Source organism: Caballeronia arvi (assembly GCF_001544695.2).
In the GTDB taxonomy this organism is placed as follows: Bacteria; Pseudomonadota; Gammaproteobacteria; order Burkholderiales; family Burkholderiaceae; genus Caballeronia; species Caballeronia arvi.
In genome coordinates, this window is the sequence record NZ_FCOM02000012.1 from 1 (window position 1) to 13,300 (window position 13,300).

13 protein-coding genes and 1 pseudogene are annotated in these 13,300 nt (G+C 60.4%); 10 read left to right on the plus strand and 4 right to left on the minus strand.

The window, feature by feature from the left end; genetic code table 11:
• Positions 1–219 precede the first annotated feature (219 nt).
• Together AWB74_RS15955 and bluB are read right to left on the minus strand one after the other, a co-directional pair.
• Positions 220–729, minus strand: coding sequence for a PAS domain-containing protein (locus AWB74_RS15955; RefSeq protein WP_061147729.1), 510 nt, complete (start codon positions 727–729; stop codon positions 220–222).
• A 402-nt stretch (positions 730–1,131) separates the two neighbouring features.
• Positions 1,132–1,812, minus strand: coding sequence for a 5,6-dimethylbenzimidazole synthase (bluB, locus tag AWB74_RS15960; RefSeq protein WP_061147730.1), 681 nt, complete (start codon positions 1,810–1,812; stop codon positions 1,132–1,134).
• Positions 1,813–2,487: 675 nt separating this feature from the next.
• Here bluB and AWB74_RS15965 point away from each other — a divergent pair.
• The 4 genes from AWB74_RS15965 to arsB are packed head-to-tail and all read left to right on the plus strand — an operon-like array spanning position 2,488 to position 4,928.
• Positions 2,488–2,811 carry an ArsR/SmtB family transcription factor gene (locus AWB74_RS15965; RefSeq protein ID WP_061147873.1) on the plus strand — a complete coding sequence of 108 codons (324 nt, stop codon included), beginning with the start codon at positions 2,488–2,490 and terminating at the stop codon, positions 2,809–2,811.
• Between the two features lie 12 nt (positions 2,812–2,823).
• Complete coding sequence (locus AWB74_RS15970) at positions 2,824–3,300, plus strand: ArsI/CadI family heavy metal resistance metalloenzyme (protein ID WP_061147731.1); 477 nt, start codon at positions 2,824–2,826, stop codon at positions 3,298–3,300.
• A gap of 39 nt (positions 3,301–3,339) precedes the next feature.
• A complete protein-coding gene (locus tag AWB74_RS15975; protein ID WP_061147732.1) occupies positions 3,340–3,834 on the plus strand; it encodes an arsenate reductase ArsC in 495 nt (164 codons plus the stop codon).
• Between the two features lie 23 nt (positions 3,835–3,857).
• Positions 3,858–4,928, plus strand: a complete 1,071-nt coding sequence (gene arsB, locus AWB74_RS15980) for an ACR3 family arsenite efflux transporter (protein WP_061147733.1) — start codon at positions 3,858–3,860, stop codon at positions 4,926–4,928.
• 274 nt (positions 4,929–5,202) lie between these two features.
• On the opposite strand, the gene AWB74_RS15985 is transcribed toward arsB, so the two are convergent.
• Positions 5,203–6,111, minus strand: a complete 909-nt coding sequence (locus AWB74_RS15985; protein ID WP_061147734.1) for a LysR family transcriptional regulator — start codon at positions 6,109–6,111, stop codon at positions 5,203–5,205.
• A gap of 103 nt (positions 6,112–6,214) precedes the next feature.
• On the opposite strand from AWB74_RS15985, the gene AWB74_RS15990 reads away from it, so the two are divergent.
• The 4 genes from AWB74_RS15990 to AWB74_RS16005 all read left to right on the plus strand — a co-directional run bounded on the left by AWB74_RS15990 (position 6,215) and on the right by AWB74_RS16005 (position 11,606).
• Positions 6,215–7,021, plus strand: coding sequence for a phytanoyl-CoA dioxygenase family protein (locus tag AWB74_RS15990; protein WP_061147735.1), 807 nt, complete (start codon positions 6,215–6,217; stop codon positions 7,019–7,021).
• An 889-nt stretch (positions 7,022–7,910) separates the two neighbouring features.
• Positions 7,911–9,095: an RNA polymerase subunit sigma-28 gene (locus AWB74_RS15995; RefSeq protein WP_061147736.1), complete on the plus strand. Its 1,185-nt coding sequence runs from the start codon at positions 7,911–7,913 to the stop codon at positions 9,093–9,095.
• Between the two features lie 49 nt (positions 9,096–9,144).
• The gene (gene dnaK, locus AWB74_RS16000; RefSeq protein ID WP_061147737.1) at positions 9,145–11,079 is read left to right on the plus strand and encodes a molecular chaperone DnaK; all 1,935 of its coding nucleotides are present in this window, start codon (positions 9,145–9,147) and stop codon (positions 11,077–11,079) included.
• Between the two features lie 152 nt (positions 11,080–11,231).
• Positions 11,232–11,606, plus strand: coding sequence for a hypothetical protein (locus AWB74_RS16005; RefSeq protein WP_061147738.1), 375 nt, complete (start codon positions 11,232–11,234; stop codon positions 11,604–11,606).
• A gap of 184 nt (positions 11,607–11,790) precedes the next feature.
• Here the strand turns inward: AWB74_RS16005 and AWB74_RS16010 are convergent, their stop codons facing one another.
• Positions 11,791–12,174, minus strand: coding sequence for a hypothetical protein (locus tag AWB74_RS16010; protein WP_061147739.1), 384 nt, complete (start codon positions 12,172–12,174; stop codon positions 11,791–11,793).
• Positions 12,175–12,421: 247 nt separating this feature from the next.
• Here AWB74_RS16010 and AWB74_RS16015 point away from each other — a divergent pair.
• A pseudogene (locus AWB74_RS16015) lies at positions 12,422–12,865 on the plus strand (Hsp20/alpha crystallin family protein).
• A 25-nt stretch (positions 12,866–12,890) separates the two neighbouring features.
• The gene (locus tag AWB74_RS16020) at positions 12,891–13,298 is read left to right on the plus strand and encodes an Hsp20/alpha crystallin family protein (RefSeq protein ID WP_061147740.1); all 408 of its coding nucleotides are present in this window, start codon (positions 12,891–12,893) and stop codon (positions 13,296–13,298) included.
• Positions 13,299–13,300 lie beyond the last annotated feature (2 nt).

The following is a 13,300-nucleotide window of genomic DNA, read 5'->3' on the forward strand; positions in this document are numbered from 1 at the left end:
AGAAACTGATCCCTCATTAAACCGCTTTCTTCCTTTGCTTCTCCGACTACCTGTCAGATGCGGTCTAGGCTAATACACCTGAATCCTGTCTCGTCCTTCGAGGACTCGCCGGAGCTGAGGCCTTCCCCGGCAAATTCCATCAGGGCCAGCGGACCACAAACCGTTCAACAGGCCGGATATAAGTCTGCAGCCCGATCAGCCACGCTAAACACGCAAATATCACCTGGCAAACCGGGAGGCGTCCATATAAGACAGCATGTAAATCGCATAGTCCGAAACGCCATCAACGAGCAGCCGGAATCGTCGCTCGCTCTCGATTACCGCTTCGTGAGCTTTTCGCTTCTCGCTCTCGTCGCGTACCAGCTTTAGGTAGCCAATTGGGGCTCCGTTTGGATCTTCCAGCGCAATTGTCACCACGCTCGCCCACAGCACCGATCCGTCCTTTCGTTTGCGCCAGGCTTCTATCACGGAGCTGCCGTTTTCACGCGCGTGACGCAGTTCCACTTCGAACGCCTCGCGCTCGTGCGAATCATCCGGAAGCAAGATTGAAGCGTGCCGCCCGATGATTTCCTCAGCGGTGTAACCGTAGATGGCCGCTGCACCGCGATTCCAGGTCGAGATGAAACTATCGGGGGTCGTAGCGAATACTGCTAGTTCGGTGACAGGCGCCGCCCACTGCGTGGCCGAATGTTCAGCGGCTCGACTATCGGCGTTCTGGTTGCGCGTCATGGCCGTTCAATTTTTGTATAAGGGACGACAGGTATTCTACGGTTTGCAGGCCGCGTAAGCACAGCGGTCGATGAAGCGGGCACGGTGGCGCGGCTCACCTCAACGAGTCGTACCTGAGCTGTTCGCGTGCGCTGCCGAATAGCAGCCACGCATGAGTCGCGGGACCACCTGACGGTGAAGCGAATGGACTAGGCGCGGGGCCAACGGGACGATTTCTCGGAAAAACGTGCGCCATTGGCGGCTAGCGCCGGCAGCCAGAGGCTGAAGCACGTCGGGACTTCTCGCTGATTCGGCGCTCGAGAACCCTCTCAGTTCGCAGTGAGCGTCGCCACCGGCTGACGAGCACGACGGATACGCCGACAGCTACGGAGCTTTAGGCCTCCGCCCTGAGCCGCTCAGCCGCTATCGGGAATTCGACCCGGCCTCTTCGGCTTGATGATCTGCAGTTGGCCACCTGTTTTCGAAGACGCACTCATCGACGGATCGGCGTTTAGCCCAGCGCTCTTTTTCGAGCATCGGTGCATCGTAGAAGCCTTCGACATGCCCGAAACAAAGGATTGCAACGGGCGTCGCGCCAGTGGGCATTCCCAGCAGCGCCGCGACCTCATGCGGATCGAACAGCGAAACCCACCCCATTCCGATACCTTCAGCCCGTGCGGCCAGCCACATGTTCTGGATCGCGCATGCCACCGACGCAAGGTCCATTTCGGGAAGCGTGCGTCGCCCGAACACGTATTGTTCACGCCCCTCCATTAGCGCCATGACGAGCACTTCTGCGCACTCGCGTAGGCCCTCGACCTTGAGCTTCATGAATGACTCGCGGCGCTCGCCGAGAGCGTCCGCGGTGAGTAAGCGTTCGCGCTCGACCGAGTCGTGCAATCTGCCACGAATCCGCGGACAGGTGATACGCACGATCCTCCATGGCTGCATGAATCCGACGCTCGGCGCATGCAAGGCGGCATCGATGAGCCGGCGCATGACCTCAGGCGCTATCGCCACCCCGAGGAAATGACGCATGTCTCGGCGCTCATGGATGGCGCGGTATATCGCTTCGCGATCGGCTGGGCTGAATGCATTTTCCATTGGTATCGAGCAGTTGTGAGGGTCGACTGCCGGCGATGATACTGCGGCGGCCGCGTACGAGTCTCGGCGCGACCAGTCAAAAGCCAAAGTAGCGATACCGCAAGCCGCGCGGAGTTCGCGGTGAGGCGCGGTCCTGCTGCGATTCCCGCTACAGCTTCTGCTGCGCAGACTGCCTCCGTCGCGCCGCCGAGGCTATCGAGAAGCGTAGCAGGCGCTAATCGCTGGCCGGTTCGGTAGGGCCCCCGCCTCCATCGGACTTTCGGGCCCGGGCATGATCACCATGTCGCGCGACATGCGCCGGCGTTCAGGCTGGTTAAGCTAATAGGTCGCTTTTCTTGTTTCCACGCCTGCGATCCGGCTCGACCGTTGCGCCCCTCCCGAAGAACCCACCGCGCGCGACTGTGAAAATGGGCGTCCGTCGGATGCGCATCATCCTGGCTGCCAGTCCACTTGTCGGATAGCCCAGCCGGCACTAGATGCAACAGCGATCCGTTCAGCAGCAAACACGGGTCCGACGCATTCCAATCGAAGCGACAGCGCCGGCTCAACCTCCTACGACGGGGGCATCGCGCCCATACGGCTGCTCGGCCAGAAAGCGCCGCTTAACCGGCCTGCCACGCCTCGCCGAATCCGCTTTGCCTTGTTATGACTCTACGTTTCGACTACATTGGAAATATGGAAGAAAAAGACATTGTTCACGCCCTGGCGGCGCTTGCCCACGAACTGCGGTTGCGCGTGTTCCGTATGCTGGTTGTCGCCGGTCCGGATGGGCTGACGCCCGGCACCATCGCCACGCAGCTCGATGTGCCCAATGCGACGCTTTCCTTTCACCTGAAGGAGTTGATGCACGCAGGGCTGGTCACACAGGAGCGTGACGGGCGCAGCTTGATCTATCGGGCTGCCTACGGACAGATGAACGCGGTACTCGGCTTCCTGACCGAGAACTGCTGCCAAGGCCAGGCCTGCCTGACGCCCGGAACAGACTCATGCAAATGCTGACGGAGAACCTCCATGAAGCGGTTTCATAACCACGTCCACGTTGAAGATATCGCGACCAGTGTCGCGTTCTATACGAACCTTTTCGCCGCGGAGCCGGCGCGCGTTGAGGTTGATTACGCGAAGTGGATGCTGGACGATCCTCGCGTGAACTTCGCGATTTCGACACGTGGCACGAAGGCAGGTGTAGACCACCTGGGTTTTCAGGTGGACGATGTGGCCGAGCTGGCCGAACTCGCGCAACGCGCACACGCCGCTGACATGGCGCTGCTCGACAAGGGCGAAACGACGTGCTGCTACGCGCGCAGCGATAAGCACTGGGTCGTCGACCCGCAGGGACTCGCTTGGGAGCACTTCCATACCCTCGATCGCGCTCCTGTCTACGGCGAAAGCCGCCAGACCGTATCGTCGACCGACGCGACGGCCTGCTGCGCGCCGCGTGGCAAATCCGTGAGCATCCCGGTGAAACCGGCCGGTTCGGCCTGCTGCTGAAGACCCACGACATCGGCAAGCAATAAGGCTATCGCCTCCATGACCACAAACGTACTCATTCTCTGCACACACAATTCCGCGCGCAGCATGCTCTCTGAGGGGATGCTCAATCATTGGGCGAAGAAGCTCGGCAAGGACGTGCGCGCGTTTAGCGCCGGCAGCGCCCCGAGTGGCCGCGTCAATCCGTTTGCGCTCGAAGCGCTGACGAACGCGGGCGTCGATACTGAAGGCTATCGCAGCAAGAGCTGGGACGAATTTGCACAGGACGGCGCACCGCAGATGCGTATCGTCATCACTGTGTGCGACAGCGCGGCGGCAGAACAGTGCCCGTTCTGGCCGGGTAACCCCGTCAAGGTCCACTGGGGCTACGCCGATCCGTCGAACGCACTTGGCGGTGATGAAGGCAAGCGCCAGGCGTTCGAGCTCACGCGGCAGGCCATCGGCTATCGCATGCTGCAACTGCTGGAACTGCCCCTGGACCGTCTGAGCAATGCCGAGCTCCAGCAGGCGCTCAACAAAATTCTCGAAAGTTAAACCCTTCTCCGCCGAGCTGTCTCATGAACACCCCCAACGTCGCCGCGGCGCGCAAGAGCGCTTCGAAACCGGGCATCAGTTTCTTCGAGCGATACCTGACCGTCTGGGTCGGGTTGTGCATTGTCGCGGGCATTCTGCTCGGCCAGATGCTACCCAGCGTTTTTCAAGCGATCGGCCGCATGGAGTACGCCCAGGTCAACTTGCCGGTCGGGTTGCTGATTTGGGTGATGATCATCCCGATGCTGGTCAAGGTCGATTTCGGCTCGCTACATGAAGTGCGTCAGCACATCAAAGGCATTGGCGTCACCCTCATAGTGAACTGGCTGGTCAAGCCTTTTACGATGGCGTTTCTCGCGTGGCTCTTCATCAAGCATTTGTTCGCGCCGATCCTGCCAGCGGCACAGCTCGACAGCTATGTGGCAGGGCTGATCCTGCTTGCCGCCGCGCCCTGCACGGCAATGGTTTTCGTCTGGAGCCGCCTGACCGGCGGTGACCCGCTGTTCACGCTCTCGCAGGTCGCGCTCAACGACAGCATCATGGTGTTCGCGTTCGCGCCGCTCGTTGGCCTGCTGCTCGGCATTTCCGCCATCACGGTGCCGTGGGCGACGCTTCTGACTTCGGTCGTGCTTTACATCCTCATTCCGGTCACTCTCGCGCAGATCCTGCGCAAGATGCTTCTCGCCAGGGGCAAGGCCGCATTTGAGTCAGCATTGGCGAAGATCGGTCCCTGGTCGATCACGGCGCTGCTCGCGACGTTGGTGCTGCTGTTCGCCTTCCAGGGCGAAGCGATCCTCAAGCAACCGCTCGTCATCGTGCTGCTCGCCGTGCCGATCCTGATCCAGGTGTTCTTCAATTCGGCGCTGGCGTACTGGCTCAATCGCGCGGTCGGCGAAAAGCACAACATCGCCTGTCCGTCTGCCTTGATTGGCGCGTCGAATTTTTTTGAGCTGGCCGTCGCCACGGCAATCGGCCTTTTCGGTTTCAACTCCGGCGCGGCGCTCGCGACCGTCGTGGGCGTGCTCATCGAGGTACCGGTCATGCTGCTCGTTGTACGCATCGTGAACCGCTCGAAAAACTGGTACGAGTACGCCTGAATGTGCGCCGCGGGGTGATTCCTTCGCGGCGTTTCTAACTCGAGAAAGCGCCTAGCTATTAGCCTGGTTGCGAGTCATGTGGTCGAAAGCGGCGTCCGTCTTGCCCTAGCCTGAAGAGTTTTGAGTCGGGCATCCAGGATGCCGCGCCGATTTAGCATTTGCCAGTGTTCGCGACCATGCAGGCCGCGACACGACACCACGTCTGCGTTTCCCCGGTTTGCCGAAGGGCACTGGACCAAGCCCCCATCCTCATTGAAGCCGTACCGCATCGCGCTTACTCGTTCTTCGCTTTTCGCGGTGCGTGCGCAGCTATCTCGCGCGCTAGTTGAACAAAGGAGCCTAGCGCAGCGGGCGGGTTGGGTTCCTTCCACGCGAGGTAGAGCTCGCTCTTCGCGTGCTGTTCGCGCAGAGGACGATAGACGACGTTGTCCATGTGCGTTCGTTGAACTGACGCCGGTACGAGCGTCACACCAAACCCGGCGCTTACGAGGCCAAGGGAAGCGTAGATCTGCCCCATTTCGAAGCTCGTGGACGGAGAAAATCCGGCAAGTGCGCACAACTGGTTGATGGTGGCGTGATAGTCCGGCGCGACATCTTTCCGGTAATTGATGACGCGCAACTGCATACAGTCCTTGATGGATATCTGCCGTTTGGCTGCGAGAGGGTTGTCCTTAGCGATGGCAACGTAAAACGGCTCCTGAAGCAACAAGACGCTGTTCAGTTGGGTATCCAGCGGCAAAGACCGGACGAATGCCAGATCGACGTCCCCTCGGTTCAGGGCACTGATCTGTTCAGCAGACGAGAACCAGCGAAGTTCGACCGTCACCTCGGGGTAACGCTGCTGGAATTCGCGCAAGAGCGGTGGCAGCAGTGTGTACGCGATGTGCTCGAAGAACCCGACCGCCACCCGGCCGATTTCCCCTCTTGCTGCGCGTTGTGAATCCACGATCGCGGCGTTTGTTTCGGCCAGAATCCGTTTGGCCCGTTCTTCGAAAATCTGGCCCGCCGATGAAAGAGACACTCGCTTGCCCCGGCGCTCAAGAAGCGCGACGCCGAGTTCGTCTTCCAGTTCCCGTATCTGCCGGCTCAACGGCGGCTGCGCCATGTGCAGTTCACCCGCTGCCTTCGTGAAGTTGAGTGTGCGTGCCACCGTCAGAAAGTAGCGAAGATGACGCAGCTCCATTTGGAACCTTTTTGGTATCGATACGCAACTAATTATATCTTTTACATTGGACGAGACGGGTCTTAGGATCATGACATCTGGCCAACAAGTCAGGAGACCCCTCATGAAACTTACCGCGGCGCAGTTGGAAGCCTACGAGCGCGATGGGTTCGTTGTTCTGCCGGAGCTTTTCACGGAAGAAGAAGTCGAGCATATGAAGCGCGAGTTGCGCCGGATCCAGAAGATCGACACCGACCATCTCGTCCGTGAAAAAACGGGCGGCATCGCAAAGACGATCTACAAAGTTCACGAAAAAGAAAGTCCGACGGCATCGGCGGTCTTTCACTCCGCAGTGCGCTCCCCCAGATTGCTCGAGCCGGCACAACAACTGATCGACGATCCCGAACTCTACGTCTATCACACGAAGTGCAATCTGAAGACGGCTATCGACGGCTCCGTCTGGCAATGGCATCAGGACTTCGGCACCTGGCATATCGACGGCGTGAAAGAGCCGCAGATGACAACCGCGTTGGTCATGCTCGACGAGCCGACCGAAATGGGCGGATGTCTCTACTTCATCCCGGGAAGCCACAAGCTCGGTTCACTCGATCCGGTGTTCGATGAGGCAACCGGTTACCGCTTCTACGTTGTACCCAAGCCGACGATGCTCGATATTCTGTCCAGTCATCCCAGGGCCGTGGCTATCGTCGGCCGCCCGGGAACAGTCGTGTTTTTCGACGCCAACATCGTACATTCCTCGGGTCACAACCTGTCCGGTGACGATCGATGGCAGGCCTATGTCGTCTACAACCAGGTGAAGAACAAGCCTGAACAGGTCGAGCAGCCGCGACCGGATTATGTGCGTTCGACCAATTTTGCTCCTCTTGAGGTGGGTTCAGACGAGATTCTCGACAGAGTTCAGATCGGCTGAACTTCGGCAATGAACGCTGCTGCTTTCGATGTCTTGCTCACCGACCTGCGCCTCCCCGATATGGCGGCGTTGATTTGGCGCGGATGGTCATCGCCCGCCATCCAGCTATTCGCGTGCTCTTCGCCTCGGGCGAGATCGCTTTTGCGGACGATGCCACAGACTTCCCGTGGAAGGCTCTATGCAAACGCTACTTAGTGTTGGAACTCGAGGAAGCACTACGAGACGCCGGCCGCCCGCAATAGCGTTGGCGTCATCCAGATAACTTTCGCGAGTCGGTTTTTGGGCCGTCCGATCGCGCCAGCGCGGCATTCTGCGCCCCCGGTCCCTATCGTCGGCTCTTGAATTTTTGCAGAAGTTTTACCACGTTATTTCTAGCTCAGGCAGTGTGTCCTCCGCCCGATCGGTCGCGCGCTGCGTGTTTCGATTTGTTTGCTGGCAGCACGGCAGGCGAACTGGAGCGCGCAAGCCCGTTCTCTTCCTTGCTGCGTCGAAGGAGAAGACGATGAGCCACGTCTATCTGCGCTCGAACCGCATCGATGGCACCGAGCGTCGCTATCAAACTCCAGCGCCTTTCTCTGCATGTCGCTGCTCGCGCAGCACGGCTGGCGCTCGTCTCGGGCCTTCCCTCGCGCCGAGGATTCGCCAGCCTCCGTCTCACATCCGCCGACGATAGCGCAACGGCGATCGTCGGCGACGGAGCGAATGCCTCGTGTCCGACGCCGCAGCGCCTGGATCGGCGCGGCAGGACGACGCGGAGCAGTCGGGACGTCGCGTCTTCGCGCCGGGGGGCGGGCGACTTCGCATCGCGGTGGCGGATGAGGGAACTACTGCGGGGTACGCGTCGGGGATTTTCAATGAGCGGCGCTGCTGAACTGTAGACAGGCTTGAGATGAAAACGGTGATTCGTTACCGGAACGTTGCGAAGCTTTCACGTCCCGATCTTCATCAGATGATCGAGCGGCTCGCTGACCGGGTGCTCGGTCCGCATTTGTCTCACTTCCCGGCCGAGCGGCTCCGTTTGCACGCGACCCTGGACAGGAGCCGCCACCATGGTCTCTATCGCGTCCGTTTGCAGATGACGCTGTCGGGGGCGACGCTGGCGTGCGCAGAGGAGTCGTCGCGATTGGAAAAGGCAATCGAACACGCTCTCACGGAGCTGGATCGGCAGGTCGAACGCCACGTTGCACATCTGCGTCACGAGGACGCATGGCGTCGCAAGGAGCGGCGCCTCGGCTTGCGGCAACTCAAGTCCGCACTGACTGAAGAAAGCGACGCAGAAGCGTCGTCCTTCAGCAGCCTCGTTCGCCTGCTGCTCGCATCGCTGCAGCGCTTTGTGCAACGGGAGCTTTCGGACCTGCAGGCGCGAGGCGAACTCGACCCGGGTGAGCCGTCCGTCGACGAGATCGTCGAGGAGGCGTTGGCCCGTGCGTGTGAGCAGTCGGCAACCCGCCCACGTAAGCTCAACCCGCTGCAGTGGTTGTACCAAATAACGCTGAGCGTTCTCGCCGACGAAGTGACCCGCCGCCAGGACGAGGCAGGTCGCTGCATCTCGCTCGAGGGCAGACTGCCGATCGCGCTACGTGAGCCGCGAGAAGACGAGGACATTCTGTTTGCCTACTGGCAGCCCGACGAGGTCCTGCGTCTCGAGGACGTAGTACCAGCGGCGGACGTGACGCCCGAGGAGGCCGTGAGCGAGCGAGAGCTCCGCGCGCTGCTCGCGACGCTCCTTTCGGAACTGCCGGCGCCCTGGCGCCGCGCAGTTGTACTTTGCCGGCTCGAGGGGCTTGCAGTAGGCGATGCCGCCCAGGTAGCCGGTGTGACGGCGCAGGAACTTGAGCAGGGGCTGGCGCATGCCGACGCGTTCCTTCGGGCGAGACTTGGAGCGCTACGGCTGATCCCGCAGGCGTCGGACGAGCCCGCTGGCTACGTGATGCCAGGTGTGCTGCCGCCAGCGTCGGGCCTTTCTCAAAATTCGAGCAGGCAACGCGGCGCGACATTCGAGAGCCAGAGAAGCAACGACGATGAAAGTTCGCGCGATTGCGAGGGCGTAAGAAGTGCCGTAGAGACCGGCTGACCTGCGGCGACAAGCGACCAGCAATTGAAGTGATACCGGTGAAGACATCATGAGCAAGATCATTGGCATCGATCTCGGCACGACGAACTCCTGTGTGGCGTTAATGGAAGGCAAGCGGGTTAAGGTAATTGAGAACGCAGAAGGCGCCCGCACGACGCCATCAGTTGTCGCGTATCTCGACGGTAATGAGCTGCTGGTGGGCGCGTCTGCGAAGCGGCAGTCGGTCGCCAACCCGAAAAACACGTTGTTTGCGGTCAAGCGCCTCATCGGCCGCCGGTTCGAGGAAAAGGAGGTGCAGAAGGATATCGGGCTCATGCCCTACAAAATTGTCAAGGCGGAGAACGGCGACGCGTGGGTCGAAGCACGCGACAGCAAGCTCGCGCCGTCACAGGTCTCGGCCGAAGTCCTGCGCAAGATGAAGCAGACCGCTGAAGACTACCTCGGCGAGTCGGTCACGGAAGCTGTCATCACGGTGCCCGCCTACTTCAACGATAGCCAGCGCCAGGCGACAAAGGACGCCGGGCGCATTGCTGGTCTCGAGGTCAAGCGGATCATCAACGAGCCCACAGCCGCTGCGCTCGCCTTCGGGCTCGACAAACGCGAAAGCCGTGACCGCAAAATCGCTGTCTTCGATCTTGGCGGGGGGACCTTTGACATTTCGCTGATTGAGATCGCCGATGTTCACGGAGAAAAGCAGTTCGAAGTGCTATCGACCAACGGCGATACCTTTCTGGGTGGCGAAGACTTTGACCAACGCATCATCGACTATCTCGTTGGCGAGTTCAAAAAGGAGCAGGGCGTTGACCTCTCGAAGGACGTGCTCGCATTGCAGCGCCTGAAGGAAGCCGCCGAGAAGGCCAAGATCGAACTGTCGTCGAGCCAGCAGACTGAGATCAACCTGCCGTACATCACGGCGAACGCATCGGGTCCCAAACATCTGAGCGTGAAACTCACGCGCGCGACACTCGAATCGCTGGTGGAGGACCTGATTGAGCGGACGATGGAGCCTTGCCGCGTTGCGCTCAAAGATGCGCGTCTGACGGCAGAACAGGTCGATGACGTCATTCTTGTCGGGGGCATGACGCGTATGCCCAAGGTGCAGGAGACGGTCAGAGCGCTTTTTGGGCGCGAACCGCGAAAGGACGTCAACCCCGATGAGGCGGTGGCCGTCGGGGCGGCGATTCAGGCGGCGGTGCTGTCCGGGGAGCGCAAGGACGTCTTGCTGCTCGACGTGACGCCGCTCTCGCTTGGCATCGAAACGCTCGGTGGCGTCATGACAAAGATGATCGAAAAAAACACCACCATTCCGACTAGGTTCTCGGAAGTCTTCTCGACCGCCGACGACAATCAGGCGGCGGTCACCATCAAGGTGTATCAGGGCGAACGCGAGATGGCGAGCGGCAACAAGCTGCTGGGCGACTTCACGTTGGAGGGTATCCCGCCAGCCCCCCGTGGCGTGCCGCAGATCGAAGTGACTTTTGATATCGACGCGAACGGCATCCTGCACGTTTCGGCCAAAGACAAGGCGAGCGGCAAGGAAAACCGGATCACCATCAAGGCCAATTCAGGGTTGTCCGAAGCTGAAATTGAAAAGATGGTCCGGGAGGCGCAGGCGCACGCCGCAGAGGATCACCGGCTGCGCGAGCTGGTCGATGCGCGTAATCAAGGCGATGCGTTGGTCCACACTACGCGCAAGGCATTGACTGAATATGGTGAGAAGCTTGACGCCACTGAGAAGCGCGAGATTGAGGCTGCGACCAGGGAACTTGAAGATGCATTGAAACGGTCCGACAGGGAAGAAATACAAGCCCGGATCGGCGCGCTGGCGACGGCGTCGCAAAAGCTCGGGGAGCGGATATATGCGGGCAATCCATCGCAACGAGACGGTCCGAACGAAACCGCCGGGCAACACGAATCCCAGCGAGCGAGCCGGGATGACGATGTGATTGACGCAGACTTCGAGGAGGTGAATCGGAAGCGGTGACGGAAGTGGTGACGCTGGGACGCTCACTCGGCCGTCAAGGATCGGCGCAGGCGTGACCCCTGAGAGAGCGCTCGTATCGATCGGACCGGTTGCGCGCCACGTGCAGCGCTGCGGCGTTCGTCAGCCGGCGCGCATGGGTAAGAGGTTTGGCTATGAACATGCAACATATACGGGTCGTGACTGCGGTGGCGTTGGCTATGTGCTGGTCCGGCGACGCAATGCCGACGAGTGCGCCGGTGCGCACCTTGCCGCTGCAAGACGATATCTGGATTACCGGTACCATCCAGCGTGGCAGCGATCAATACGCTCCTGGCGACTATACGACGATTTTGCTGGATCGACCGGCGGCCTCGCCCTGTAGCGACAAGGTCGTCACCGATATGCTTCTCGGTATCGGTCGCACCCCGGGTCCCACACTGCTGCTTCCTTATCTCGACCAGCGGGTCGCCGTCAAGGGGCGCGTGAACTGTCCTCGCTCGGGCATACAGATCTCACCGCAGCCGGACGTGGTGTTTCCGGTCTGGTAGAGGTCGACCGGTGCAAGGCGGTGCATCGAGTACCGAGACGTGGGGGTTCGACTCGCTGGGCGTTGTGGTGCGGGGCGGCGGCTTGATCAAGATCCAGCGTGCGCGCGCTAAAGCTAAGTCCGCCAACATCAAGCGCGCTGTCGCGCCCCGGGACCCTTGCGCCCCGAACTGGCTGAGCGATGCGCTATTGAAGTGGTGGCACCACGCCTAACTTTTCGGCGAGCATCCTCTCGTAGACACCGAAATGCAGATCGACCTCTTCCTGCGTCACCACTGTTACGAGGATATTGACCTGCGCGGGTTGCAAGCCCAAGACCGTCGCGATCGCTGCTTCGAGTTGCGGCGCGCATAAGCGGTCTTCGGCGAACGTGCTGCCAACCGCGATCTCGTAAGTGGCTTCCTTTTGCGCCACGACTTCGACCATGCGCGCACGCGCGCTCATGTTGTTGTCGATCGCAAGCCGAATGACCTGGACCGCCATACGCATCGTCTCAGTCGGGAAGCCCTTCGTCGAGCGCAGCCGGATACGGTGCCGGCCAAGGGTCAGCCAATCGTATTCGAATTCCATAATGTCCTCGCAAGGGCCGTCAGGAACGTTCAGAAAATATAGGATGCGCCCGCCCGATTTCAAGAGCAGAAAACTCGCAACATCCCCTTGAAATTTCGGCGCGAGATCCCATCTTGAATTTCGCTCAGGCAGTCGCGCAAGCAGTTCGGCGCGCTGCGTGTTTCGATTTGTTTGTCCGCAGCACGGCAGACGGACTGGAGCGCGTAGGCCGGTTCGTCTTCCTGCTGGTTCCAAGGAGGAAATGATCATGAGCGATCTCTATTCCGGGATGGACCTTTTCAGCGAGCTCGATCGCCTGCAACGGCAGATGGCGAGCACGTTCAGCGGTTTCCCTTCCAGCATCCGTTCCGGGCGCTTCGGCGCTTTCCCGCAAATCAACATCGGCTCGACCGACGACTCTATCGAGGTCGTTGCGTTTGCGCCCGGGGTTGATCCGAAGAGCTTTGACGTGTCAATTGACAAGGGCCTATTAAGCGTCAGCGGAGAGCGTGTGGCGGCGCAACCCGCGACCGCCGGTGATGAAATGCGCACCTATGCGCAGTAGCGATTCGTAGGTTCTTTTCGGCGCGTCATTGAGCTGCCGGAGCATGCGGACCCTGACAAGGTCACCGCGCAATACACCAATGGCTGCCTGACGGTGAGCATTGGCAAGCGGGAGGCATCCAAGGCACGAGCTATTACCGTTCAATGAAACGTCACAGTCGAAGGAGAACATCATGAACGCGACAACAGAGCTTGCGAGGGAAGGCCAAAACGCGGTCGCCGGCAGGGAGGGGGAGTCGTCCGAGCGGCGAATCACCTTAACACCGCCGGTCGACATCTTTGAGAATAGCCAAGGCATTATCTTGTGGGCGGATTTGCCTGGTGTAACGAAGGACCGGCTCGACGTGAAGGTCCACGACGGCAATCTGTTCATCGAGGCGGAGGCGGTGGTACCGACCCCGGCAGGGTTGCGGCTGCAGCACGCCGAGATCCGCCAGCCTCACTTTGCGCGAGCGTTCTCTCTCGGTTCCGACCTGGATGCATCGAAGATTGATGCCAATCTGAAGGACGGCGTGCTGCGGCTGACGATCCCACGACGGGACGAGGCCCGCCCCCGTCGGATCGAAGTGCGTACGGGCTGAGC